The organism is Flavobacterium sp. GSP6, assembly GCF_003984855.1.
Classification (GTDB): domain Bacteria; phylum Bacteroidota; class Bacteroidia; order Flavobacteriales; family Flavobacteriaceae; genus Flavobacterium.
The window spans coordinates 88,198-113,210 of record NZ_RYDO01000005.1; the positions used below are offsets into that span (position 1 = coordinate 88,198).

Below are 25,013 nucleotides of genomic sequence, written 5' to 3' on the forward strand. Positions count from 1 at the left end.
AAATTAAGAAAAGGAAAGGGCTCGTACTAAATCTTCTTTTTTGTGTCGGCTTAAAGGAATTTTTGTCATCCCAATTTCGGCATATTTGCTATTGAAGCGCTCTACTTTATCGATATTAATAATATAGGACTTATGAACTCTGATAAATTTATCTTTTGACAGATCATTTTCAAAAGATTTCATTGTAGAGAGTACCAGATTAGTGTCCTCTTCAGTAACGACTCTGACATAATCTCCAAAGGCTTCAATCCATTTTATTTTAGAAGTGAAAATTTTCAATTTTTTCAAATTACTTTTAATGAAAATATGCTCGCCTTCATTTTCTTTATTTTCTTTTTTAAGTAAATGAAAATCAATAGCTCTTTTTACAGAGGCGTTAAATCGATCAATTGCGATTGGTTTTTGAAGGTAGTCTGTTGCGTCATAATCAAACGCTTTCATGGCGTATTCTGCCTTGGAAGTAATGAAAATAATTTGGGGTTTTACTTTTAAGCCATCTAGAAAATCAAAACCACTGATGACAGGCATTTCTATGTCTAGAAATATTAAGTCTACATTGTGAATAGCCATGCAACTTTTTGCTTCTATAGCGTTAGAAAAATCCCCTATTAGGTGTAAATTTTGATTATTATTAACTAACTTTGCAATAATTATCCTCTGGATAGAACTATCATCAACTACAACACAGTTTAGTTTCATAAAATTTCAGTATTAGATATGGTTAAGTAAATTTACTACTTTTTTATTTAGAAATAAAAATAATATCATCGATTTTTTTAAATTTAGAGCAAAAAAACGAAATAAGGTTTGTGAGATAAGAAATATTGATTACTTTTGCACCCAAATAACAAATAAATATATATTTATGAATCATTATGAAACTGTTTTCATTTTAAATCCCGTTTTATCTGAAGTTCAGGTAAAGGAAACAGTAAGCAAATTTGAAGATTTTCTTACTAGTAGAGGAGCAGAAATGGTGTCGAAAGAAGACTGGGGCCTTAAAAAAATGGCGTACGAAATTCAAAACAAAAAAAGTGGTTTTTACCATTTATTCGAATTCAAAGTAGCAGGAGAAGTCCTTATTGCTTTTGAAACTGAATTTAGACGTGATGAAAGAGTAATGCGTTTCTTGACTGTAAGTCTTGACAAACACGCTATTTCTTGGGCTGAAAGAAGAAGAACTAAATTAAAATCTACAAAAGCTTAATTATCATGGCTACACTACAACAATCGGCTTCAGGAAAAAAAGACGGAGATATCAGATATCTTACGCCTTTAAATATAGAAACAAACAAAACTAAAAAGTATTGTCGTTTCAAAAAATCAGGTATCAAATATATTGATTATAAAGATGCTGATTTCTTATTGAAATTTGTTAATGAGCAAGGAAAAATACTTCCTCGTCGTTTAACAGGAACTTCATTGAAGTACCAAAGAAAAGTGTCTGTTGCTGTAAAAAGAGCACGTCACTTAGCATTAATGCCATATGTGGCTGATTTACTAAAATAATAAAAAATTAACAGTTGTTGGTTTTCTGAAATACGAAACCTAACTTCTATATAAAAGGACAACAACATGGAACTTATTTTAAGACAAGACGTTCAAAATTTAGGATTTAAAGATGATATCGTTTCTGTAAAAAACGGATACGGACGTAATTTTCTAATTCCACAAGGACACGCTCATTTAGCAACATCTTCTGCAAAGAAAGTATTAGCTGAAAACCTAAAACAAAGAGCTCATAAAGAAGCTAAAGTAGTTAATGATGCAAAAACATTGGCTGAAGCATTGAAAGCTATCGAAATTAAAATCTTTGCAAAAGCAGGTGGTGAAAAATTATTCGGTTCAATCACGAATATTGATATCGCTGAAGCTTTAGCTAAAGGTGGACAACAAATTGATAGAAAATTCATCACAAGCGGAATTGTTAAACGTACTGGTAAATATACTGCCAACGTTCGTTTGCACAGAGATGTAATAGTTGAATTGGATTATGAAATTGTTGCTGAAAAAGCATAAATTTGTTAACATATTGTTAATAAATTATTAAAATCACTCTTAGGAGTGATTTTTTTTTGTTTATTTTTGCACCCAAAATAACACATTTACACAAATGAAAAAAATCATTACTTTATTATTAATTTTATGTAGTTTCAGTGCTGTCATTGGGCAAACTACAACTTCTAGCATCAAAGGGATTGTGCGAGGTTCAGGCAATGAGACGCTTCCTGGAGCGACGGTTCAGGCAATACATATTCCAACAGGTTCTAAGTATTCTGCGTTATCTAATGCGGATGGAAGAATCAGTATGTTGAATATGAGAATTGGTGGTCCTTACAAAATTGTCGTATCCTATGTAGGATATAGAAGTGAAGAATATAATGATGTTTACCTTGATTTAGGTAAAGTATTCAGTTTAGATGTTGTCTTGAAAGATGAAAGTCAGAAATTAGCGGAAGTAAAAGTAGTTGGTTCTAAAAATAGAGTTTTTCAAAGTGGAAGAACTGGTGCAGAAACCACTATCGGTAGAAGAGAATTATCAGCGCTGCCTTCAATTTCTAGATCAGCTGATGATTTTACCCGTTTAGAACCAACAGCAAGTGGAGGTTCTTTTGGAGGTAGAAACGATCAATACAATAGTTACTCGCTTAATGGTGCCATTTTTAACAATCCTTTTGGTTTAGATGCAGCAACTCCGGGTGGACAAACTGGCTCTCAGCCTATTTCATTGGATGCAATCGAACAAATTCAAGTTGCCACCGCTCCTTATGATGTTACATTATCAGGTTTTACTGGAGCTTCTGTAAATGCAGTCACTAAATCAGGGTCAAATGAATTCCATGGTACTGCCTATAGTTTTTATAGAAATCAGGATATGACAGGTAATAAAATTAAAGGAGAAAAAATATTTGTGCCGTCGTTAGAGCAAACACAAACCGGTTTTAGTCTTGGTGGTCCAATTGTTAAAAACAAATTGTTTTTCTTTACCAATTTTGAAATTGATAAAAGAAGCGATTCAGGATCAAATTTTGTTGCTAATGATGGAAATGGAACTACTGGAGTGAATGAATCCAGAGTATTAGAAACTGATTTAATGCATGTATCTACTGAGTTAGGAAAGCTAGGTTATAATACGGGAGCTTATCAAGGATTTACACATAATTCTAATTCAAGTAAAGGAATTGTAAAGTTGGATTGGAATATTAATGACAACCATAAACTAGCTGTTATTTATAATTTTTTAGATGCTTCAAAAGATAAGCCTGCACATCCTACCGCTATTATTCGTAGAGGAATTGATGTAAATACGTTACAATTTGAAAATTCAGGGTACCAAATTAACAACCAAATTAGCTCTTTTTTAGTAGAATTAAATTCTAAATTTAGTGAGACGGTTTCTAATAAATTACAAGCAGGTTATACTCATTTTAATGATTTTAGAAATCCTTTTTCTACTCCTGCGCCTGTAATTACAATTACTAAAGATGGTTCGCCTTACATTATAGCAGGTCATGAGCCTTTCTCTATCAATAATAAATTAGATCAAAAAGTAATTCAAATTACTGATAATTTAAATATTGTCAGAGGAAATCATACCTATACAGTAGGCTTCTCATTCGAAAAGTTCATTTTCAAAAATTCATTTAACCTAAAAGGGTATGGTTTTGATGTTTTTGGAAGTACAAATATGGCAGGTTTTGATGCGAATATTGCAAATGGTTATTACAGCACTGCAATAAAAAACGCACAAACAACTTTTGATACAAAAAATGCATTGAAAGACGGTGTTGATGGGGGTTGGAATTTAGCTGAAACGACAGTAGGACAATTAGCTTTTTACGTTCAGGATGAATGGAATATCAGTGATAATTTCAAATTAATCTATGGATTAAGAGCTGATAAACCATTGTATTTCAATACATCTGAATTAGCTCAAAAATTTATTGACACAGATAATTCAGAAGGATATTTGCCAAATATTGATTATTACAACCCAGCTGATGGAAGTATAAAGAATTTTGATTCAACTAAATTACCTAATAATAATTTACTTTGGTCGCCAAGAGTTGGCTTCAATTGGGATATTAATGGAGATAAAAAACAACAGTTACGCGGTGGTACTGGAATCTTTACCGGTAAGCTTCCTTTTGTATGGATTGGAAATCAAGTAGGTGGTATAGACCCATTTTTCTATCAAGTAGTAGACGAAGATTTTAAATTTCCACAGGTTTGGAGAACGAGTTTAGGATTTGATCACAAATTCGAAAATGATTATATTGTAACCATAGACATGTCTTATAATAAAGATTTAAATGGGGTTCATATACAAAATTGGGGATTAAAAAGACCAACAAGTCAATTGACAGGTGTTGATAATAGAGCAATATACGGTAGTGCGGATTATGGTACTTGGACAGATTATGGTTTTCCGGCGAGAACTAATGGATATGTATTGACGAATACAAATAAAGGAAGTGCATTCAACTCTTCTATCAAAGTACAAAAGACTTTTGACAATGGATTGTTCGCAAGTTTAGCTTACAACTATTTGAAGTCACAGGATGTTAATTCTATTGAAGCAGAAATTACGGGTGATGCTTTTGCTTTTAATCCGGCTTTGGGGAATGTGAATGATGCGGTTTTATCTGATTCTAAGTATGGCGATACGCACCGTTTTATAGGCGTAGCTTCAAAAAAATGGAAGTATGGTACTAATGACAAATGGGCTACTACTGTATCGACTTTCTTTGAATACGCACAAGGAGGCCGTTTTAATTATACGTATGGTGGAGATATTAACAATGATGGGGCAACTGGAAATGATTTAATTTATATACCAACTTCAGCCGAAATAAGTACTATGCTATTTACAGGAGGAGTTAGTCAAGGTGCCGCATTTGATGCCTTTATCAAGCAGGATAACTATTTGAGTGATAGAAGAGGTCAGTACGCAGCGCGTTATGGTGCGCTGTCTCCATGGAGAGGAAAATGGGATTTTAAAATAATGCAAGATTATAATTTTAAAATTTCTTCAGCTTCTAATAAAACGAATACCATTCAATTTAGTATTGATGTACTGAACTTAGGTAATTTGATTAATTCGGATTGGGGATTGGTTCAAGTACCAACAAGTGTACAGCCAATTGGAGTATCTGTTGATAAAACTACAAAAATACCAACCTATACTTTTAACGGTACTCAAACCAAAACCTTCAACTATGATGCAAGTTTATTATCAAGATGGCAGGCACAGTTTGGAATTAGATATATTTTCTAAAAAAAGATAAAAATATAGATTAAATTTGCCCTCTCGTTTGAGAGGGCTTTTTTTGTTTTATAAATTCAAAAAACAGCTAAAAAACAAAAGTTAAATATTAAAACGCAATAATGAAATACTCAAGATTAACAAAAGAACAATTTGAGGAATTGAATCAGGAATTCAGTACTTTTTTAGCAACGCAGACTATCGATAAAGCCGAGTGGGATAAAATAAAAGCAGAAAAACCGGAAGTTGCCGAACAAGAATTAGATGTGTTTTCTGATTTGGTTTGGGAAGGAGTACTTTCAAAAGCAACCTACTTAGAACATTTTTCTAAAAATCATATTTTCCTTTTTCATTGTTTTGATACTCATGTGCAATCAATTGTCTTGAAATCTTTAGTTCCAGAAACTGATTTCTTGACCAAACAAGGATTGCAATGGCTTAGCGATAATATGTTTACGGATACTATTGAAATGAAAGTGGGTAAAAAAGAGTTTACAGAAGAACGAAATTCTTCAATTTTTGAATTAATACAGCAAGGTTCGTTTTTGAGTGATGGTCTATTGTACCAACAAATAAATACTATTATAGCATCGTAATTGTATTGCTATTTATTTTTAATTGGTTATTTTAGTACACTTTTTCAAAACTAAAATGGCCAATTTATTTTCTATGGATATTCAGAATACAATTCAAAAATTAAGGGAGGAATTAAATCAGCACAACTATAATTATTATGTGTTAGATAATGCAATAATTTCTGATTATGACTTTGATTTGAAATTAAAAAAACTACAAGAACTTGAAGGCCAGTATCCGGAATATTTTGATGAGAATTCACCTTCGCAACGAGTTGGGGGAACAATAACAAAAAACTTCCAAACCGTTCCGCATGAATATAGAATGTATTCTTTGGATAATTCCTATTCCAAAGAAGAATTAATCGATTGGGAAAAACGTGTTCAGAAGGTTTTAGGAGATGTTCCATTAGAATATACTTGTGAACTAAAATACGATGGAGCTTCTATCAGTATTACGTATGAAAACGGAAAATTAAAACGTGCTGTTACGCGTGGCGATGGTTTTCAAGGGGACGATGTGACTAATAATATTAAAACCATAAAATCAATTCCGCTTAAGTTGAAAGGAAATTCCCCTGCGACATTTGATATTCGCGGTGAAATCATTTTGCCCTTTGCCGGTTTCGAAAAAATGAATCAGGAACTAATAGAAATTGGAGAAACTCCCTATTCAAATCCTCGAAATACGGCTTCAGGAAGTCTAAAATTGCAAGATAGTGCTGAAGTGGCAAAACGACCTTTGGATTGTTTGTTGTATTTTTTAATTGGCAATAATTTGCCTTTTAAATCGCAATTTGAAGGATTAGAAACGGCAAGAAATTGGGGTTTTAAAGCACCCAAAGAAGCAAAATTAGCTCATAATCTAGAAGAAGTTTTTGAATTCATTAATCATTGGGACACTCATAGACATACTCTTCCTTATGAAACGGATGGCGTAGTAGTTAAAATAAATTCTTTTCATTATCAAGAGGAACTGGGTTTTACTGCTAAATCGCCTCGTTGGGCCATCGCTTATAAATTCAAATCAGAACAAGTTTCAACAAAATTAAATTCTATTTCGTATCAGGTAGGACGCACTGGTTCTATAACTCCCGTGGCTAACCTTGAACCCGTTCAATTAGCTGGAACCATTGTAAAAAGGGCTTCTTTACACAATGCAGATCAAATAGAAAAGCTAGATATTCGTGAAGGAGATACTGTTTTTGTAGAAAAAGGAGGAGAGATTATTCCCAAAATTATAGCAGTCGATTTAACAAAACGATCCGATGTCTCGGAGCCTACAAAATACATCACGCATTGCCCGGAATGCAATACAAAATTAGTGAGAAGTGAAGGTGAAGCCAATCATTATTGTCCAAATTTTTATGGTTGCCCACCGCAGATCATTGGAAGAATTCAGCATTTTATTTCTAGAAAAGCCATGGATATTGAAGGTCTTGGCGGAGAAACGATAGCTTTACTTTTTAATAATGGATTAGTGCATAATTATGCCGATTTGTATGAATTGACGGTAGATCAGATTTTACCATTGGAGCGAATGGCACAAAAATCATCTGAAAATTTAGTGAATGGTGTTGCTAATTCGAAAAATATTCCTTTCGAACGCGTTTTGTTCGCACTTGGAATTCGCTTTGTAGGAGAAACAGTAGCGAAGAAATTGGCTAAACATTATAAAAACATTGATACCTTGGGTCAGGCGACTTTGATGGATTTGATTTTAGTGGATGAAATTGGAGACCGAATTGCACAAAGCGTAATTGATTTTTTCGAAAATCAAGAAAATAGAAGTATCATTGAGAGAATAAAAAAACATGGTGTACAATTTGAAATTTTTGAAAAAATAAATCCAAATGCCACGGATAAACTTTCAGGAAAGACTTTTGTAGTTTCAGGAGTTTTTGAGAAATTTTCCAGAGACGATTTGAAAAAAGCAATTGAAGATAATGGAGGCAAAATAGGGAATTCTATTTCAGCAAAAACGGATTATGTTGTAGCTGGAGACAATATGGGGCCTGCTAAATTAGATAAAGCCAATAAACTAAATGTCCCAATAATTTCAGAAGATGATTTTATCAATTTAATTCATAGTTCTACTGCAGAGACTGATTAAAAATATATTTTTTTGCCAGAATATTAATTGTCTGTTTTTTGATGTATTGTTTGAAATTCTTGTAAAGGTGTTTTTACATAGTAATGTTCTATGTTATTAAACAATTGGTCTTATTTATAGCACGCTAATCTGTTTTTATAAATTTGGAATTAATGCCCAAAGTTTAAATCCGGACTTAAAAATAAACAATGAATAGAATAACGGTTGGTTTTGTTCAAAAAATAATTGGTATAAAATGGTTTAATTTCATAGAAAAAATCGATTACAGTTACACTATGATCGATTTTCCTTCAAAAGCTTTTGCTTTATTGTTATCCAAATAAAAATCAATTCTTCCCAGATTAATTCCGTAGCAACCTACCTGATTTACTAAAACTTCTTTGCCTACAAGATTTTTTATAACCGTTGGTTTGTCCAGAAAAGTATGGGTATGTCCACCAATAATCAAATCTATATCCTGAGTCAGCTCGGCCAATTTTAAATCAGATATTTTGGCAGGTTCGTCTCTGTATTTATACCCTAAATGAGACAAACAAATTATGATATCACATTGCTGTTCTTTCTTTAAAATCCGAACCATATCTTGAGCCGTTTCAATCGGATCATTGTACACCGTTTCCTTATACATTGCCTTGTCTACTAAGCCAGCAAGCTCTATCCCGAGTCCAAAAACACCTACTTTTATTCCGTTTTTGTTGAATATTTTATAGGGTTTTACAAAACCATCCATCACCGTGTTTTTAAAATCATAATTGGCAGATAGGAACTCAAATTTAGCGTGTGGCATTTGCGCATGCAAACCTTCTACACCATTGTCAAAATCATGATTCCCTATTGCAGAAGCGTCGTACTCCATCATGCTCATCAATTTGAATTCTAATTCACCTCCGTAATAATTAAAATAAGGGGTTCCCTGAAAAATATCGCCTGCATCCAGCAATAATACATTTGGATTTTCTTTCCGAATCGTTTCAATCAAAGCGGCTCTTCGGGCCACACCACCCATATTAGCATTTCTGGGATGATCTGCTGGGAAAGGATCAATATAACTGTGCACATCATTGGTGTGTAAAATTGTTAGTTGTTTGGTTTTAGACCACTCAAAACTGCTCAAGGATACACCTAAACCTAATAAAGCTGATCCAGCAGCTGTTTTCTCAATAAATTCTCTTCTTTTCATTTTATATTTTTTTGGAGCTATTTCCCGCTTTTCGTTGCAATCTTTTTTATCGTTAAAAAACGATAAAAAAGGATTTTCACTTTAATCGGGGCTATGCTTTATGTTTTCAAAATTACTTTGGATTGTTTATTACCCTTTTTTATTCAACCGTAATCCGAACATCATTTATCACAGGAATAGTATCCACTTCTTTAAAATAATCAATCAGTATATTTCGTAGTTTGTACTCTAAATCAAATTTTTGAACTCCTTTTTTAAAGAAATTCATATTGTCACCACCATTTGATAAATAATCATTGGTTCCTACATAATAAATAGTTTCTTGCTGAACAGGGTTTCCTTGAACCAATATATTTTTTGGAAGATTGTTTTTGTCAATAGTAAAGGTTAATCCAGCTAATGGATGCGGTTTTTTTTCAGCAATAAGATAGGAAACGATTTCAAGGATTTGTTCTCCTTTTAGCGCAATAACGACCAGACTGTTTTCAAAAGGCATAATTTCAAAAGCCGTTCGGGCGGTGACATTCCCTTTTGGAAGTATAGAGCGAATCCCTCCGCTATTCAGCAAACAAATGTCGATATTCTTTTTTTCTCTAGCTTGAAACACAACATTACCTCGTTTTAATGTGACATCGGCCATCAGATTACCAATTGTAGTTTGCCATTTTCCAGAACTCTTGTCTAATGTTTCCGGACAATACGCAAGGACACTATCTAAATCTTTATTGATGTGTTCCCGATACGGTTTGATGAAATTTTCAATTTGCAGGGCTTGTTTTCCTATGGGGTCTGTAGTAGAGACTTGATTTTCTTTTTCAGTGACAGGAATTCGTTTTCCTTCAATTTTAGTAACATAGTAATTTTGTTTGCTGCACGAAGCAACAAATAAAAATGTTAAGAATATAACAAAAAGTTTAGAAACGTCGTTATACTTTTTTAGATTTACCATTTTAAATGCAACTTAATTAATTAATTTTGTAATCAAGTAAAAGTACTATGTTTTTAAATTATATAAAGAATTTTTTTGTAAAAAAAACATTAAAAAACAGCTTTCAGAATTTAAAAAGTAATGGATCTGTGGCTGGTGTGCAAACAATTGGTTTAGTCGTTGATACTACTGGTTTTGCTGAGACTGAATTGCTGGTAAAGGAAATTTTATCCTATGGAATTTTGCCTGAAAACATCAAAATTATTGTTTATAACGATAAATTAAAACAAATTAGCGAAAAAAAATATCCTATATTTAGTGCTGGAGATCTCAATTGGAAAGGACAAATTGCATCCACGGAGGTTAATGCTTTTAGCAATGAAAAATTCGATTTATTAATAAGCTATTACGATATAGAAAAAGCAATTTTATTGCAAGTTACCCATAATTCAAAAGCACAATTCAAGGTTGGTTTTTCATCCATAGACCAAAGATTAAATCATTTCATGATTAAAACAGAGGTTAATAGTTACCGCATTTTTTCAAGTGAGTTATTCAAATATTTAAAATTATTAAACAAAATATAAAATAATATGCAATTATTAATAGGAACAGGTGTTGCTCTTGTAACTCCTTTTAAACAAGATTTTTCAATAGATACCGAAGCTTTAAAAAGAATTGTACATTTTTCTATCGATGGAGGAATTGAATATTTGGTAGTATTGGGTACCACTGCAGAAAACGCAACTTTGTCTCCAGAGGAAAAAGAATTGGTCATCCGTACTGTAATCGAAGCTAATAATGGCACTTTGCCCTTAGTGCTTGGAGTAGGAGGTAATAATACCTTAAAAGTTGTTGAAGAGTTAAAAACAAGAGATTTAACTGCGTTTACGGCAATACTTTCCGTTTCTCCGTACTATAACAAACCTACTCAGGAAGGGATTTACCAGCATTTCAAGGCTGTTGCTGAAGCCTCTCCCATTCCAGTGATTTTATATAATGTTCCGGGAAGAACGGCAAGTAATATGTTGCCTTCGACTGTTTTGCGTTTGGCAAATGATTTCGAAAATATCGTAGCCATAAAGGAAGCAGCAGGAGATCTTGTTCAGGCAATGCAATTATTGAAAAACAAACCAAAAGATTTTCTTGTAATTTCTGGTGATGATATGATAGCTTTACCAATGGTTTTAGCAGGTGGAGCAGGTGTGATATCAGTTATTGGTCAAGGTTTCCCTAAAGAATTTTCTGAAATGATTCGATTGGGCTTAAACAGAAAGACAGATGAAGCGTTCAAAACACAGTATCTTTTATCAGATTGTATTGACATGATTTTTGAGCAGGGAAATCCAGCAGGAATCAAACAAGTCTTTCTGTCACTAGGGATTTCTGAAAATACAGTGCGTTTGCCACTGGTAAAAGTAGATGATTCACTAGCAAATAGAATTGATCAGTTTGTAAAAAAAATGAATAAATAAGGATGAAAAAGTAGCATTTTTTTAAACAAAAAATATATTTTGAAGTCGCTAAATTAATAACTAAATTTGCCACCGAAACTTCGGTATGATTTGGTAGGTTGTTTCAGCCAAAGGAATCATGAAAAAAGTAAAAAAATGAAATCAAAGATTCACGAAATCTAAAAAACAATATTAAATGTTGAGTAAAAAAATAATATCTCTATTGCTTCTTGTAGTTTTTTTTAGTTCTTGTAACGAATACCAAAGAGCACTAAAAACCGAAGATGTAGCTGTCAAGTTTGAAATGGCGACTAAATTATACGATACAGGAAAATTTTCTAAAGCAATTCGTATTTTTGAGCAGATTGGCCCAGCATACAGAGGAAAGCCTCAAGCAGAAAAATTGTTTTATATGTTTGCGCAATCCTATTACAAGACAAAGCAATATTATTTAGCAGGATATCAATTTGAAAGCTTTGTTTCAGGATATCCTAAAAGTGAAAAAATACAAGAAGCAGCTTATTTAGGGGCAAAAAGTTACTCTATGCTTTCTCCTTCTTATAGTCTAGATCAAACGGACACGAACAAAGCATTGGATAAATTACAACTGTTTATTGATAGTTATCCAAACTCAGAATATATGGCTGACGCCAATAGTTCCGTTAAAGTGCTTAGCGAGAAAATACAAAAAAAAGTATTTGAAAATGCTAAAGGATACCATACGATTTCTGATTTCAAATCAGCGATAATTGCTTTAGATAATTTTGTTGCAGATTATCCAGGAACACCACTAAAAGAGGACGCATTGTTTTTTAAATTAGATTCAGCTTACCAACTGGCAATAAATAGTGTTCCTGCAAAAATGGAAGAACGTTTGAATGTTGCAAAAACAGCGCAAGCAAATTTGATAAAATTTAATGCTGAAACGAAATATATAAAAGTAGCGAACCAAATGTTAGCTCAAATAGAAAAAGATTTACAAAAATTTACTAAATAAATAAAGTCATGGATTTAAAAAAGACGAATGCTCCAGTAAATACAATAACATATAATAAAACTGTTATTGAAGAACCTACTGGTAATGTGTATGAAGCAATAACCATTATGGCTAAAAGAGCAAACCAAATCAATTCAGAAATTAAAAAAGAATTGACAGAGAAATTAGAAGAGTTTGCAACATATAATGACAGTCTTGAAGAAGTTTTTGAAAACAAAGAACAAATTGAGGTTTCAAAATTTTACGAAAAACTGCCTAAACCACACGCTTTAGCAGTTCAAGAATGGTTAGATGGTAAAATTTACCACAGAGACTCTAATAAATAATAAATGCTATGTCAGTTTTAAACGGTAAGAAAATTTTACTAGGAATTTCTGGTGGAATTGCAGCCTATAAAACCGCTTCATTAGTACGACTTTTCATAAAAGCAGGTGCACATGTCCAAGTGATAATGACACCTGCTTCTAAGGATTTTGTAACCCCTCTTACATTATCTACGTTATCCAAAAATCCGGTTTATTCTAGTTTTTATAACCAAGACAATGAAGATGAAAAATGGAACAATCATGTTGAATTGGCACTTTGGGCTGATTTGATGATTATTGCGCCAGCTACAGCAAATACATTGTCTAAAATGACAAATGGTATTTGTGATAATCTATTGATTGCAGCCTATTTATCCGCAAAATGTCCCGTGTATTTTGCTCCTGCAATGGATTTAGATATGTACAAACATCCTTCAACTATTGCTAATTTTTCCTCTTTGACACAATTTGGTAATACAATAATTCCTGCCGAAACAGGCGAATTGGCAAGTGGATTGTCCGGAGAAGGTAGAATGGCGGAACCAGAGAATATAGTGGCTTTTATTGAGGCGGATTTAAACAATAAATTACCTCTTAAAGGGAAAAAAATATTAATTACTGCGGGTCCTACTTATGAAGCAATCGATCCCGTGCGTTTTATAGGAAATCATTCTTCGGGTAAAATGGGTTTTGATATAGCAATTAGCGCTGCTAATCTAGGTGCTTCAGTAATTTTAGTAAGTGGACCAACACATTTTACAGTTTCAAATTCCTTGATTGAAGTTATTAATGTAGTCTCTGCCGAAGAGATGTATCTAGCCTGCCACCAGAGGTACGCTGATGTAGATGTCGCCATTGCAGCAGCAGCAGTTGCGGATTATAAGCCCAAGAATGTAGCTAAACAAAAAATTAAAAAGGCAGCTGATAATTTTGTAATTGAACTCGAGAAAACCAAGGATATTTTAGCTTCTTTGGGAACGCTGAAGAAAAATCAGTTTCTGATTGGTTTTGCTTTAGAAACAGAAAATGAAATCGAAAATGCAAAGCTGAAAATTCAGAAAAAAAACTTAGATTTGATCGTTTTGAATTCCCTTCAAGATCAGGGTGCCGGTTTTGGAAAACCAACGAATAAAGTTACTTTTATAGACCAGTTTTTTAATCTTGAACCAATGGAATTAAAATCGAAAGAGGCTGTTGCGGATGATATACTAAATAAAGTAATAGCGCATTTTGAAAAACTAAGGTAGCACATGACACTCTATGAGGTAATAACGGTTGTGATTTATGGTGACAGATAAAAAAACAGAAATCTACAGATGAATAAAATATTTACTTTTTTGCTGCTTTTTATTTTTGGAGGTGTCCAAGCACAACAATTGAATTGTACCGTAACAGTTGATGCACAGCGATTGAGTGTTACCAATCAACAAGTTTTTAAAACCTTGCAAACCTCGATCAGTGAGTTTGTAAACAAAACAGATTGGACCGGTCAAACAGTGAAGCAAAATAAAAAAATTAATTGCTCAATTTATATTACTGTTTCTGCTAATAATTCCGATCAATTTATAGCCACCATCCAGGTACAATCATCCCGTCCGGTTTTTAATTCATCGTACACTTCACCAGTTTTAAATTATAACGACAAAGATTTTAGTTTTCGGTATACTGAGTTTGAAAATTTAATTTTTAACCCCAGCAGTTTTGATTCTAATTTAGTTTCGGTTCTTTCTTTTTACAGTTATGTCATTTTAGGAATGGATGCGGATACTTTTGTGATGGAATCCGGAAATCCTTATTTTGAAACTGCTCAGAATATTTTAAATGTAGCACAGCAAGGAGGATCAAAAGGATGGAGTCAGGCCGATGGAAATCAAAACCGTTATTTTTTGATAAATGATATTTTATCCCCGGCATTCAAACAAGTTCGACAAACGATGTTTGAGTACCATTCCGGATTAGATTTGATGAATCAGGATTTAAAAGAGGCTAAAGAAAAAATAAAAGGATCTTTAATTGATTTAGCTAAGTTAAATGCTTCAAGACCTAATGCGTTTTTAACCCGTGTCTTTTTTGATGCTAAATCAGATGAAATTGTAGCTGTATTTTCAGGTGGTCCTAGTATCACAATTTCAGATTTAGTTGATAATCTAAATAAAATTTCTCCTTTGAATTCTAGCAAATGGGCACTGATACACTATTAATTAGCGGCCAGATTTTAATTTAATCCCCGGTTCCAATAAAAAAAAACAAATAAATGATAACGTCACTTTCGATAAAAAACTATGCTTTAATAGAAAAATTGACAATCGATTTTTCAAAAGGTTTCTCAACAATCACTGGTGAAACTGGTGCAGGAAAATCAATAATTTTAGGTGCATTGGGGCTGGTTTTAGGAAAAAGAGCCGATTTGACTTCTCTAAAAAACAAAGAAGAAAAGTGTATTATTGAGGCTCATTTTGAAATTTCTAAGTATAATTTACTTCCTTTTTTTGAAACAAATGATTTAGACTATGAAAATGACACTATAATTAGACGCGAAATCCTGCCTTCAGGAAAATCAAGAGCGTTTGTTAATGACAGCCCCGTAAATCTTCAGGAATTGCAGGAATTGAGCTTATTCTTGATTGATATTCATTCGCAACAACAAACTCAAGAACTTTCGGATGAAAATGTACAGTTTGAAATTATAGATGCTATTGCCACAAATAAAAATATAATTCTGGAGTATCAGTCGCTTTTAAAAAAATATAAATCGGATAGATCCAAATTAAATTCGTTACTGAAAAGACAAAGCGAATCTAAGAAAGAGCAGGAATACAATACTTTTTTATTGGATGAATTGGTAGCAGCGCAATTAAAATCAGGTGAACAAGAATCTCTTGAGGCTGATTTTGAAAAATTAAATAATGTTGAAATTATCAAGGAATCTATTGATAAATCTTTGGCTATAGCCAATGAAGAACAAATGGGTGTGATGCATAATTTGAATGAAATTAAGGTTTTATTACAAAAAATTGCTGTTTTTTCAGCGGATTACCAATCTTTGTTAGAAAGAATTACAAGCGTAACGATTGAATTTGAAGATGTTTTGGAAGAAATGAATCGTTGTTCTGAAAAATTGATCAATGATCCGGAACAATTGGATTTAATTAGTCAAAAGCTTCAGGTGATTTTTACCTTGCAAAAGAAACATCAGGTGTCATCTGTGGATGAACTACTTCAAATTCAGATGAATCTAGAAAATTCAGTATTAGAATTAGGAAATATGGAAGAAGAGATCGCTGCACTGACGCTTTCTCTAAAGCAAAAAACCGTTGAATTAGATGTTTTTTCAACTACAATTCATACGAATAGATTGAATTCGATTCCAGTTTTATCCCAAAAGTTGATTGCGATTTTAGAAACTTTAGGAATGCCTAATGTGCGCTTTAAAATGGATGTAAAATCAACTGAAACCTATTTTCAAAACGGAAAAGATGAGCTTCAGTTTTTATTTTCGGCCAATAAAGGGACGGATTTTGGTTTGTTAAAAAAAGTAGCTTCTGGTGGAGAAATGTCAAGGATTATGCTTGCTGTTAAGGCGATATTGGCACACTATTCAAAATTACCAACATTAATTTTTGATGAAATTGACACTGGTGTTTCCGGAGAAATAGCCATTAGAATGGGGGAAATTATGAAGGAAATGAGTCAGCAAATGCAAATTTTTGCAATTACGCATTTACCCCAAATTGCGGCAAAAGGGAATGCTCATTTCAAAGTGTTTAAATTGACTGTTGGCGAGGATACGCAATCTGAATTGAAATTATTAAGTAGAGAAGAAAGAGTGGTTGAAATCGCGCAAATGTTATCTGGAACAATCGTTTCCGACTCAGCCTTAAATCATGCCAAAGCCTTGTTGAACTAAAGAAATGCCTTATATTTGTCAACTTAAAAAGATAAATAAATAAAGATAAACTTAGTTATGTGTTTAATCTATTACCGATTAAACGTTTAACCAAATAAACAATAGAATTATGATTATAGAACCTAGAATGAGAGGATTTATTTGTACGACATCACACCCAAAAGGATGCGAGCAAAATGTAAAAAATCAAATAGAATACATACAATCAAAAGGCGCAATCAACGGAGCTAAAAATGTATTAGTAATTGGGGCTTCAACCGGTTTTGGTTTGGCTTCCAGAATTACAAGTGCTTTTGGTTCTAATGCAGCAACTATTGGTGTGTTTTTTGAAAAAGCTCCTTCTGAAGGAAAAACAGCTTCACCAGGTTGGTACAACTCTGCAGCTTTTGAAAATGAAGCGCATAAAGCAGGTTTGTATGCAAAAAGTATCAATGGAGATGCTTTTTCGAATGAAGTAAAGCAACAAACATTAGATCTTATAAAAGCTGATTTAGGTCAAGTGGACTTAATAATCTACAGTTTAGCTTCTCCCGTTCGTATGCATCCTGTAACAGGAATATTGCATCGTTCTGTTTTGAAACCAATTGGTGGTACTTTTACCAATAAAACAGTTGATTTTCATTCTGGTAAAGTTTCTGAAATTTCAATTGAGCCTTGCACTGGTGATGATATAGAAAACACAGTCGCCGTTATGGGCGGGGAAGATTGGGAGATGTGGATTGATGCTCTAAAAGCTCAAAATCTATTAGCTCCAGGCGCTACAACTGTTGCTTATTCCTATATTGGGCCATCATTGACTGAGGCAGTGTATAGAAAAGGTACAATTGGTCGGGCCAAAGATCATCTTGAATCGATTGCATTTGCAATCACGGACAGTTTAGCAGCTATTGATGGAAAAGCATTTGTTTCTGTAAATAAGGCATTGGTTACACAAGCAAGTTCTGCAATTCCGGTTATTCCATTGTATATTTCTTTATTATATCGAATAATGAAGGAAGAAGGTATACACGAAGGATGTATTGAGCAAATTCAGCGTTTGTATCAAGAACGATTGTTTACCGGCAATGAAGTTCCTGTTGACGAAAAAGGAAGAATTAGGATTGATGATTTAGAGATGCGTCCTGATGTTCAGGAAAAAGTAGCTAAATTGTGGATGGAGGCTGTAACTGAAAATTTATCCGAAATAGGAGATTTAGTAGGATACAGAAAAGATTTTTACAATTTATTTGGTTTTGACGTGGATGGTGTAGATTACAAAGCGGATACAAACGAAGTGGTAAACATTAAAAGTATTTCTTAATTATTGTACCTTAAAATAGTATTTATAAAACCATCAATTAATAGTTGATGGTTTTTTTATGGATAACCATTATATTTGTTAAAATTTTAAAGACCTAAAAACAGACTACTAATACCTCATTTTGATTTATGTTATTTTCCTTAATAATCCCAGTTTACAATCGCCCAGACGAAGTAGATGAACTTTTAGAAAGTTTGTCTCATACAACCTATAAAGAGATATTTGAAATTGTAATCGTAGAAGACGGTTCTGCTTTAGTGTGTCAGGATGTTGCTCAAAAATATGGAGACAGACTTGATATTTCCTATTATTACAAAGAGAATTCAGGACCTGGCGATTCCAGAAATTATGGAATGAAAAAAGCCAGAGGGGATTACTTTATCATTTTTGATTCGGATTGTATTATACCTGAGCAGTACTTGTCTGAAGTTGATACGGCTTTAAAGCAAAATTATGTAGACTGTTTTGGAGGACCGGACAAGGCTTTAGATAGTTTTTCAGACATCCAAAAAGCAATTAATTTTGCAATGACTTCTTTTTTAACCACAGGAGGAATTAGAGGCGGTTCTGAAAAAATCGATAAGTTTCAGCCCCGAAGTTTTAACATGGGGCTGTCTCGCAAAGCTTTTGAAGCGTCCAAAGGTTTTGGAAATATTCATCCAGGAGAAGATCCTGATTTGTCAATTCGTTTGTGGAACTTAGGTTTTGAAACCACACTTTTCCCACAAGCATTTGTATATCACAAACGAAGAATCGACTGGGATAAGTTTTCAACTCAGGTAAATAAATTTGGAAAAGCACGACCAATTCTTAACAGTTGGTATCCAAAATACAATAAGCTTACTTTTTTCTTTCCTTCGGTTTTCATCATTGGATTTTTCTTTTCAATTGTATTGTTGTTAATTTTTAATTTTGATTATCTGCTTCAGTTGTATTTTATTTACTTTTTGGTATTGTTCTTGGTCTCTTCTTACCAGAATAAGAGCCTTAAAATAGGTTATTTATCATTAATAGCGGTTTGGAAACAGTTTTATGGTTACGGTTTAGGTTTCATAAAATCCTATTATAAAGTTATTATTTTAAGGCAAAAACCACAAGAGGCTTTTCCAGAATTATTTTTTAAAGTGTAAGATGACAAAAATCATTGGTTTAACCGGAGGCATAGGAAGTGGCAAAACTACCCTTGCAAAATATTTTGAATCATTTGGGATTCCCGTTTATATTGCGGATGCGGAGGCCAGAAAAATGATGGAATCTGCTGTGATTTTAAAAGCCATAAAAAACGAATTTGGGAGTTCTGTTTTTGAAATTAACCTGTTAAATAGAGAAAAATTAGCTAAAATCGTATTTGAGGAACCTGAAAAATTAGAAAAACTCAATGCTATTATTCATCCGGCAGTAAAAAAACATTTTGATCAATGGATTTTACAACAAGAGACGGCGCCGTTTATTATCTATGAAGCGGCTATTTTATTTGAAAGTGGGCGTGATAAAGAATTTGATTTTATTATAACGGTTACAGTACCGTTAGAATTGAGAATTCAAAGGGTAATTGCCAGAGATAAATCAAACCGAGATCTTGTTTTGAAACGAATAAATTCACAATGGACTGATAAACAGAGAATTGACAAAAGTGATTTTGTTATTCATAATGTTTCACTTGAAACAGCAAAGCAGGAGGCAAATGAAATTCTTAAAATATTAAAGATTGTATAAAAACAAGCATAGTTGTTAATGTTTGGTTAATCTATTATTTAATATATTGTTAAAATACTAAATTTGTTTTGATGAATAAACTTTTTTTTAGATTACTTGTTTTATTAATGAGCTTGTCCTTAATAGGGATAATTTTAGTTCAGGTATATTGGTTCAATACCTCGTTTAAAAATAATGATGAGCAATTTAAGTTTCATGTTAAGCAAGTTATTGGTAATGTGGCGAATAATCTTCAAAAACAAGAAGAGTATAATTTTTATGACAAAATAAATCATTACAAGGATAGTACCGGAAAAGTTCCTGAAAAGGACGATATATTAGAGTTTTATTACGTTCAGAAAAATCCAAGAACAAACGAAACTATTATATACTCAAACAGTATAATTTCTGAGAATTACAATATTTCTCCTACGTTCTTTGATAAGAAATTTGATAGTGAAAAATTCAAGAATTTTAGTTCTAAACGCGTTACAGAAGTGTATAACAATAATTCTATTGACAAATTAGGTGGGAATCAAAGTTTGATTCCAGATATTAGAATTGAAAAAGAAGGAAATTTAGATATTTTAGACAATGCTCTTTTTAAAATTTCAGCAAAAGATGTATTGTCAGCAATGCCGCTTGAGGAACGTGTTTCGAGCAGTGTTTTACAAAAATTAATCAAGAAAGAATTAGAAGAACACGGTATTGAAACAAAATTTGAATTTGGTATTTACAGCAATAATTTAGCGACTAAAATCAAATCAAGCGAGTTTAAATATGATAAAGATGCTACCTATTCTATTCCGGTATTTATTGATAATGAAGGAAGCAGTAAGTATGATTTGTTGGTTACATTTCCGCTTAAAAAGAAATTTTTATTGTCGGAACTCGTAAGTATTACCGTACTTTCAATTGTTTTTACTCTAATTATTTTGATTGCGTATTCAAGTGCATTGAATCAATTGATCCGGCAACGTCAAATTTCTGAAATTAAAAATGATTTTATTAATAACATGACGCACGAGTTTAAAACTCCAATAGCCACAATTAATTTAGCATTAGATGCGATACGAAATCCAAAAATAATAGATGATAAGGAGAAGGTTTTACGATACCTTCAGATGATTAAAGACGAGAATAAACGCATGCACGCCCAGGTTGAGAATGTATTAAGAATTTCTAAACTAGAAAAGAAAGAACTGGACATTATCAAAGAGACGCTCAATGTACATGACATTATAAATGATGCTATTGAACATGTAAATCTAATTTTAGAAGATAGAGAAGGAACCATTAGAAGCCACTTTGGCGCTTTAAGAACTACCGTATTACTCAACGATGTTCATTTTACCAATGTGATTGTCAATATTTTAGAAAATGCTATAAAATATTCACCTAATGTGCCAGAAATAGACATTTTTACTGAAAATGTAAAAGATATGGTTATTATCAAAGTTAAAGATAACGGTTTAGGAATGAGTAAAATAGCTCAAAAAAGAATTTTTGAAAAATTTTATAGAGAACATACCGGCGACATTCATAATGTCAAAGGACATGGATTAGGTTTAGCGTATGTAAAAAGAATTGTAGATGACCACAACGGTCAAGTATATGTAGAAAGTGAAAAGGGAAAAGGGAGTACCTTCATAATAAAATTACCATTAATAAATTAGAATATGGAAAATGTAAATAAGAAAATACTTTTAGTGGAAGATGACCTGAATTTTGGTGCGGTTTTGAAAGATTATTTAATGCTAAATGATTTTGACGTCACTTTAGCCAAAAATGGAATGGAAGGTTTCGAAAAATTTAAAAAAGATACTTATGATTTGTGTATTCTGGATGTAATGATGCCTTACAAAGATGGTTATACTTTAGCAAAAGAAATCAGAGAAAAAAACAACGAAGTTCCAATTATCTTTTTAACTGCAAAATCGATGAAAGAGGATGTGTTGAAAGGCTACAAAGCGGGTGCGGATGATTACTTAAATAAACCTTTTGATTCAGAAGTATTGTTGATGAAAATCAAAGCGATAATTCAAAGAAAATCATCAGATACCAGAGCAGAACAAGTACAATTTGAATTTAATATTGGGAAGTTTTATTTAAATTCAAAACTTCGTTTTTTAACTTTTAATACTGAAGAGCCAATTAAATTATCTCCAAAAGAAAATGATTTGTTGAAGATGTTGATTCTTCATGAAAATGATTTGATGCCAAGAGAATTAGCCTTGACAAAAATATGGAGAGATGATAATTACTTTACATCCAGAAGTATGGATGTTTATATAGCAAAACTGAGGAAATACCTTAAACTGGATGAAGATGTTGAAATTTTGAATATCCACGGAGAAGGATTTAGATTAGTTGTAAAAAATAAAGTAGCAGAATAAGTAGCTATAAGCCTCAAGAAATTGAGGCTTTTTTTATTTTAAAAATATTTATTTCCAGTTTAATTGCAAAGCGAAATTGGTTTTTTCTTCTTTTGTAATACTAAAAATAGTTTCATTTTTAGAAATAGTTTCATGAATAATTACGTTATCCTTTAGAGATAATTCTTTTAGGAAATTCATTTCGAAACTAATAATTTCCTGATTCAGGATTAATTTTTCATCAACCAGATCCAAACACCATTCCAGATATTTGACATTATTAACATGATTTACAATGTCTAAATCCGATAAGAAAATGGTTTTTTCAAAAACTATTTCTTTCTCCTGATTGAAATTAATTTTAGAAAAACCTTCATGAGTAGCTTTTTTTTCTGGATATACTTCAAAATGCTCGAACGGCAACGCCAATGCTTCCGGCCGTCTTTTTTTAGTATTGAATACAGCCCAGAAAGTCTCTGAACCCACAATTTTTTCTCCATTTACTTGCATTTCCAGCGCCCGTACTGAACGGGAATTCTCTAAGGAATTGATCCAGGTTTTTACCGTTACGACATCTCCGGATTTAGGTAATTTAGTAACTTCAACACGCATTCTGCTCAAAACCCACGCTTGATTAAATTCCTGCATGTCCGTAAAACTGATTCCACCAATTTCTGAATGTGCAGCTGCTGTTAATTGTAATATAGAACACAAATCAGTGTATTTTAAAAACCCGTTTGGAGCACATTGTATAAAATTGATTTCCCAGTCTTTGCTAAGAATAGATGTGAAGTTAGGTGAAATGGGCATATTTATAGATTGTAATTATTAGTAATGGGTTTAAAAAGGCTTTTTTGTTGTACTTCTTTTGTTTATAGGGATTGTTAAAACAAAACATTTTATAAATAATAATAATGACCGCTAATTATATTCGAAGTATAGGTTTTTTATTAGCGAATTAGTGGTTAAATTTTTTTGATCGTCGTCAATAATGATATTTTTATTTTTTTGAATTGATGTACTTCACAATCGTTTCATAAGGAGTTTCAAAATCAAACCATTTGGTGTTTTCATTTTTTTTGAACCAAGTGAGTTGACGTTTTGAGAATCGGCGGGTATTTTTCTTTATTTCTTCAATGGCAAATTCCAATGAAATTTCCCTGTCAAAATAACGGAATAGTTCTCTGTAACCCACTGTTTGCAAGGCGTTCAATTCTTTATTCTGGAATAACGTTTTTGCTTCCGCTAATAAACCCTCGTTCATCATGGCATCTACACGTTGATTGATTCGGTTATAGATACCCTTTCTGTCGGCTTCTAAACCAATTAAAATAGGAGTGAAGTTGCGACTGTTTTGCTTTTGATTTAAAAAAGAAGAATATGGTTTTCCGGCACCAATACATACTTCTACGAAACGCATCATACGTTGTGGATTTTGTAAGGTTTGAGAATTCTCGACAGTCAAAGTTTTGTAATAATTAGGATCTAAAACTTCGAGTTTTTGTTGCAAATACCCAATTCCCAGTTTTTCATAATTCAGTGTTATTGCTGAGCGAACTGTAGGGTCTATTTCTGGAAATTCATCAAAACCTTTTAGGATTGCGTCTACATATAATCCCGAACCACCAACTAGTATAGCATAATCATTGGTCAGAAATAATTCGTCCAGTTTTGCAATGGCTTCTTTCTCGAAATCACCTACGGTATAATTCTCGAATATGGATTTGTTTTGGATAAAATGATGGGTAGCTGTTGCTAGCTCGGCTTGGTTTGGAACTGCGGTTCCGATGGTCATTTCCTTGAAAAACTGTCGGCTGTCACATGACAGGATATCGCATTTAAAATAATTAGCCAAAATGATGCTCAAGGAAGTTTTTCCTATCGCTGTGGGTCCGATAATGGTGATTAGGTATTTCATAGTTTTTAGCCCAGATGGAAACGGAAACCCCGGAGGTATTGCAGTTTTTTTTCTTGGTGTAAAAGAGCGACCGGAGGAAGCTCCTTTTTAGCCTTAGAAAAACAACTGGAATAACGAGGAGTTGCAGTGTACAGCTGGAATTGCTTCAAATTAATAAATTATAATTCGGTGCCACAATGGTAGCAGTATTTTGCATTATATTCATGACCGTCAGTTCCGCAAACGGTGCATGGATTAATTCTTTCGGCTCTTGGTTTTTTACGGTTGCTGTTTGCAAATTCAGCTGAAACGATACCCGTAGGAACGGCTATTATTCCATATCCCATGATCATTACTACTGATGCTATAGCTTGGCCTAATGGTGTTATGGGCGATATGTCACCGTAGCCAACGGTTGTGAGTGTTACAATGGTCCAATAAATGCTGGTGGGAATGCTGGTAAAACCGCTTTCTTTACCCTCTACCACATACATAACGGAGCCTATCAGGATGCTGCTGATCAACATGAAATAGATAAAAATTAATATTTTTCCTCTACTGGCAATTAGCGCTTCTTTTAGGTGAGTGGATTGACTGGAGAATTTTGGATGTTTCAATATTTTGAACAATCGCAGTAATCTCAAAGCCCTTACCACAGTTAAAACGCTTGTTCCAAAATAAAACAAGGACAAATACATAGGTAAAGTGGCAATCAAATCAATGATTCCATAGAAACTGAGAACGTATTTGACAGGTTTTTTTATAGATATAATTCGAAGAATGTATTCTAAGGTAAAGAAAATCGTAATGACCCACTCTAGGATAATGAGTTCTTGGTGGTATTTTGTATCGAAACCTTTTACGGTTTCAAGCATCACAATTACAACACTTAACAAAATTACTCCTAAAAGTACCAGATCAAACAAGCGTCCGGAAGCCGTATTTGTGCCATAAATAATGACATTGGTTTTTTGTCTGAAAGTGTCAAATTTTGACTTTATTCGGTGCATAATTATGGATG

The 25,013-nt window shown here is 32.8% G+C and carries 24 protein-coding genes; 18 read left to right on the forward strand and 6 right to left on the reverse strand.

Features of this window, described 5'->3' with window-relative positions:
* Positions 1-3: 3 nt before the first annotated feature.
* Positions 4-699 carry a LytTR family DNA-binding domain-containing protein gene (locus EKM03_RS07210; protein WP_126553621.1) on the reverse strand — a complete coding sequence of 232 codons (696 nt, stop codon included), beginning with the start codon at positions 697-699 and terminating at the stop codon, positions 4-6.
* A gap of 166 nt (positions 700-865) precedes the next feature.
* Between EKM03_RS07210 and rpsF the strand changes: the two genes are divergently transcribed.
* The 6 genes from rpsF to ligA all read left to right on the forward strand — a co-directional run bounded on the left by rpsF (position 866) and on the right by ligA (position 7,954).
* A complete protein-coding gene (gene rpsF, locus EKM03_RS07215) occupies positions 866-1,207 on the forward strand; it encodes a 30S ribosomal protein S6 (protein WP_035671622.1) in 342 nt (113 codons plus the stop codon).
* A 5-nt stretch (positions 1,208-1,212) separates the two neighbouring features.
* A complete protein-coding gene (gene rpsR, locus EKM03_RS07220) occupies positions 1,213-1,509 on the forward strand; it encodes a 30S ribosomal protein S18 (RefSeq protein ID WP_007138295.1) in 297 nt (98 codons plus the stop codon).
* Between the two features lie 66 nt (positions 1,510-1,575).
* Positions 1,576-2,019, forward strand: a complete 444-nt coding sequence (rplI, locus tag EKM03_RS07225; protein WP_126462941.1) for a 50S ribosomal protein L9 — start codon at positions 1,576-1,578, stop codon at positions 2,017-2,019.
* 94 nt (positions 2,020-2,113) lie between these two features.
* Positions 2,114-5,278 (forward strand): carboxypeptidase regulatory-like domain-containing protein, encoded by a 3,165-nt coding sequence (locus tag EKM03_RS07230; protein WP_126740095.1) that lies wholly within the window; start codon positions 2,114-2,116, stop codon positions 5,276-5,278.
* 110 nt (positions 5,279-5,388) lie between these two features.
* Positions 5,389-5,862, forward strand: coding sequence for a DUF6495 family protein (locus EKM03_RS07235; RefSeq protein WP_126452452.1), 474 nt, complete (start codon positions 5,389-5,391; stop codon positions 5,860-5,862).
* 73 nt (positions 5,863-5,935) lie between these two features.
* Positions 5,936-7,954 (forward strand): NAD-dependent DNA ligase LigA, encoded by a 2,019-nt coding sequence (gene ligA, locus EKM03_RS07240; RefSeq protein ID WP_126740124.1) that lies wholly within the window; start codon positions 5,936-5,938, stop codon positions 7,952-7,954.
* A 268-nt stretch (positions 7,955-8,222) separates the two neighbouring features.
* Here ligA and EKM03_RS07245 read toward each other — a convergent pair whose 3' ends face one another.
* The gene (locus tag EKM03_RS07245) at positions 8,223-9,134 is read right to left on the reverse strand and encodes a bifunctional UDP-sugar hydrolase/5'-nucleotidase (protein WP_126462937.1); all 912 of its coding nucleotides are present in this window, start codon (positions 9,132-9,134) and stop codon (positions 8,223-8,225) included.
* Between the two features lie 139 nt (positions 9,135-9,273).
* Entirely contained in the window at positions 9,274-10,083 is an 810-nt protein-coding gene (locus tag EKM03_RS07250) for a 5'-nucleotidase C-terminal domain-containing protein (protein ID WP_126553629.1), read from the reverse strand.
* A gap of 47 nt (positions 10,084-10,130) precedes the next feature.
* Here EKM03_RS07250 and EKM03_RS07255 point away from each other — a divergent pair, with 47 nt between their 5' ends.
* The 12 genes from EKM03_RS07255 (at position 10,131) to EKM03_RS07310 (ending at position 22,116) form a co-directional block, all read left to right on the forward strand.
* Positions 10,131-10,649 carry a hypothetical protein gene (locus tag EKM03_RS07255; protein ID WP_126740096.1) on the forward strand — a complete coding sequence of 173 codons (519 nt, stop codon included), beginning with the start codon at positions 10,131-10,133 and terminating at the stop codon, positions 10,647-10,649.
* A gap of 6 nt (positions 10,650-10,655) precedes the next feature.
* Positions 10,656-11,537 (forward strand): 4-hydroxy-tetrahydrodipicolinate synthase, encoded by an 882-nt coding sequence (dapA, locus tag EKM03_RS07260; protein WP_126462933.1) that lies wholly within the window; start codon positions 10,656-10,658, stop codon positions 11,535-11,537.
* A 175-nt stretch (positions 11,538-11,712) separates the two neighbouring features.
* Entirely contained in the window at positions 11,713-12,513 is an 801-nt protein-coding gene (locus EKM03_RS07265) for an outer membrane protein assembly factor BamD (protein WP_126462931.1), read from the forward strand.
* Between the two features lie 8 nt (positions 12,514-12,521).
* Positions 12,522-12,839, forward strand: coding sequence for a DNA-directed RNA polymerase subunit omega (locus EKM03_RS07270; protein ID WP_026709525.1), 318 nt, complete (start codon positions 12,522-12,524; stop codon positions 12,837-12,839).
* Positions 12,840-12,847: 8 nt separating this feature from the next.
* Positions 12,848-14,065: a bifunctional phosphopantothenoylcysteine decarboxylase/phosphopantothenate--cysteine ligase CoaBC gene (gene coaBC / locus EKM03_RS07275; protein ID WP_126462930.1), complete on the forward strand. Its 1,218-nt coding sequence runs from the start codon at positions 12,848-12,850 to the stop codon at positions 14,063-14,065.
* 69 nt (positions 14,066-14,134) lie between these two features.
* Positions 14,135-15,019 carry a DUF4835 family protein gene (locus EKM03_RS07280; RefSeq protein ID WP_126740097.1) on the forward strand — a complete coding sequence of 295 codons (885 nt, stop codon included), beginning with the start codon at positions 14,135-14,137 and terminating at the stop codon, positions 15,017-15,019.
* Between the two features lie 53 nt (positions 15,020-15,072).
* The gene (gene recN, locus EKM03_RS07285) at positions 15,073-16,725 is read left to right on the forward strand and encodes a DNA repair protein RecN (protein ID WP_126740098.1); all 1,653 of its coding nucleotides are present in this window, start codon (positions 15,073-15,075) and stop codon (positions 16,723-16,725) included.
* Between the two features lie 109 nt (positions 16,726-16,834).
* Complete coding sequence (fabV, locus tag EKM03_RS07290) at positions 16,835-18,025, forward strand: enoyl-ACP reductase FabV (RefSeq protein WP_126562401.1); 1,191 nt, start codon at positions 16,835-16,837, stop codon at positions 18,023-18,025.
* A gap of 128 nt (positions 18,026-18,153) precedes the next feature.
* Positions 18,154-19,155, forward strand: a complete 1,002-nt coding sequence (locus EKM03_RS07295) for a glycosyltransferase family 2 protein (RefSeq protein ID WP_126452432.1) — start codon at positions 18,154-18,156, stop codon at positions 19,153-19,155.
* Between the two features lies 1 nt (position 19,156).
* The gene (gene coaE / locus EKM03_RS07300) at positions 19,157-19,741 is read left to right on the forward strand and encodes a dephospho-CoA kinase (protein WP_126740099.1); all 585 of its coding nucleotides are present in this window, start codon (positions 19,157-19,159) and stop codon (positions 19,739-19,741) included.
* A gap of 71 nt (positions 19,742-19,812) precedes the next feature.
* The gene (locus EKM03_RS07305; RefSeq protein ID WP_126553637.1) at positions 19,813-21,396 is read left to right on the forward strand and encodes a sensor histidine kinase KdpD; all 1,584 of its coding nucleotides are present in this window, start codon (positions 19,813-19,815) and stop codon (positions 21,394-21,396) included.
* A 3-nt stretch (positions 21,397-21,399) separates the two neighbouring features.
* Complete coding sequence (locus EKM03_RS07310; protein WP_126452426.1) at positions 21,400-22,116, forward strand: response regulator transcription factor; 717 nt, start codon at positions 21,400-21,402, stop codon at positions 22,114-22,116.
* Positions 22,117-22,164: 48 nt separating this feature from the next.
* Here EKM03_RS07310 and EKM03_RS07315 read toward each other — a convergent pair whose 3' ends face one another.
* The 3 genes from EKM03_RS07315 to EKM03_RS07325 form a co-directional block, all read right to left on the reverse strand.
* Positions 22,165-22,905, reverse strand: a complete 741-nt coding sequence (locus EKM03_RS07315) for an acyl-[acyl-carrier-protein] thioesterase (protein ID WP_126740100.1) — start codon at positions 22,903-22,905, stop codon at positions 22,165-22,167.
* Between the two features lie 190 nt (positions 22,906-23,095).
* The gene (miaA, locus tag EKM03_RS07320; protein ID WP_126462916.1) at positions 23,096-24,013 is read right to left on the reverse strand and encodes a tRNA (adenosine(37)-N6)-dimethylallyltransferase MiaA; all 918 of its coding nucleotides are present in this window, start codon (positions 24,011-24,013) and stop codon (positions 23,096-23,098) included.
* A 158-nt stretch (positions 24,014-24,171) separates the two neighbouring features.
* A complete protein-coding gene (locus EKM03_RS07325; RefSeq protein WP_126462913.1) occupies positions 24,172-25,002 on the reverse strand; it encodes an ion transporter in 831 nt (276 codons plus the stop codon).
* Between the last annotated feature and the right edge of the window lie 11 nt (positions 25,003-25,013).

Bases quoted from the DNA above. Each gene is read 5' to 3' on its own strand.
- EKM03_RS07210 (WP_126553621.1), bottom strand. From the start codon at position 699: ATGAAACTAAACTGTGTTGTAGTTGATGATAGTTCTATCCAGAGGATA.
- rpsF (WP_035671622.1), top strand. From the start codon at position 866: ATGAATCATTATGAAACTGTTTTCATTTTAAATCCCGTTTTATCTGAA.
- rpsR (WP_007138295.1), top strand. From the start codon at position 1,213: ATGGCTACACTACAACAATCGGCTTCAGGAAAAAAAGACGGAGATATC.
- rplI (WP_126462941.1), top strand. From the start codon at position 1,576: ATGGAACTTATTTTAAGACAAGACGTTCAAAATTTAGGATTTAAAGAT.
- EKM03_RS07230 (WP_126740095.1), top strand. From the start codon at position 2,114: ATGAAAAAAATCATTACTTTATTATTAATTTTATGTAGTTTCAGTGCT.
- EKM03_RS07235 (WP_126452452.1), top strand. From the start codon at position 5,389: ATGAAATACTCAAGATTAACAAAAGAACAATTTGAGGAATTGAATCAG.
- ligA (WP_126740124.1), top strand. From the start codon at position 5,936: ATGGATATTCAGAATACAATTCAAAAATTAAGGGAGGAATTAAATCAG.
- EKM03_RS07245 (WP_126462937.1), bottom strand. From the start codon at position 9,134: ATGAAAAGAAGAGAATTTATTGAGAAAACAGCTGCTGGATCAGCTTTA.
- EKM03_RS07250 (WP_126553629.1), bottom strand. From the start codon at position 10,083: ATGGTAAATCTAAAAAAGTATAACGACGTTTCTAAACTTTTTGTTATA.
- EKM03_RS07255 (WP_126740096.1), top strand. From the start codon at position 10,131: ATGTTTTTAAATTATATAAAGAATTTTTTTGTAAAAAAAACATTAAAA.
- dapA (WP_126462933.1), top strand. From the start codon at position 10,656: ATGCAATTATTAATAGGAACAGGTGTTGCTCTTGTAACTCCTTTTAAA.
- EKM03_RS07265 (WP_126462931.1), top strand. From the start codon at position 11,713: ATGTTGAGTAAAAAAATAATATCTCTATTGCTTCTTGTAGTTTTTTTT.
- EKM03_RS07270 (WP_026709525.1), top strand. From the start codon at position 12,522: ATGGATTTAAAAAAGACGAATGCTCCAGTAAATACAATAACATATAAT.
- coaBC (WP_126462930.1), top strand. From the start codon at position 12,848: ATGTCAGTTTTAAACGGTAAGAAAATTTTACTAGGAATTTCTGGTGGA.
- EKM03_RS07280 (WP_126740097.1), top strand. From the start codon at position 14,135: ATGAATAAAATATTTACTTTTTTGCTGCTTTTTATTTTTGGAGGTGTC.
- recN (WP_126740098.1), top strand. From the start codon at position 15,073: ATGATAACGTCACTTTCGATAAAAAACTATGCTTTAATAGAAAAATTG.
- fabV (WP_126562401.1), top strand. From the start codon at position 16,835: ATGATTATAGAACCTAGAATGAGAGGATTTATTTGTACGACATCACAC.
- EKM03_RS07295 (WP_126452432.1), top strand. From the start codon at position 18,154: ATGTTATTTTCCTTAATAATCCCAGTTTACAATCGCCCAGACGAAGTA.
- coaE (WP_126740099.1), top strand. From the start codon at position 19,157: ATGACAAAAATCATTGGTTTAACCGGAGGCATAGGAAGTGGCAAAACT.
- EKM03_RS07305 (WP_126553637.1), top strand. From the start codon at position 19,813: ATGAATAAACTTTTTTTTAGATTACTTGTTTTATTAATGAGCTTGTCC.
- EKM03_RS07310 (WP_126452426.1), top strand. From the start codon at position 21,400: ATGGAAAATGTAAATAAGAAAATACTTTTAGTGGAAGATGACCTGAAT.
- EKM03_RS07315 (WP_126740100.1), bottom strand. From the start codon at position 22,905: ATGCCCATTTCACCTAACTTCACATCTATTCTTAGCAAAGACTGGGAA.
- miaA (WP_126462916.1), bottom strand. From the start codon at position 24,013: ATGAAATACCTAATCACCATTATCGGACCCACAGCGATAGGAAAAACT.
- EKM03_RS07325 (WP_126462913.1), bottom strand. From the start codon at position 25,002: ATGCACCGAATAAAGTCAAAATTTGACACTTTCAGACAAAAAACCAAT.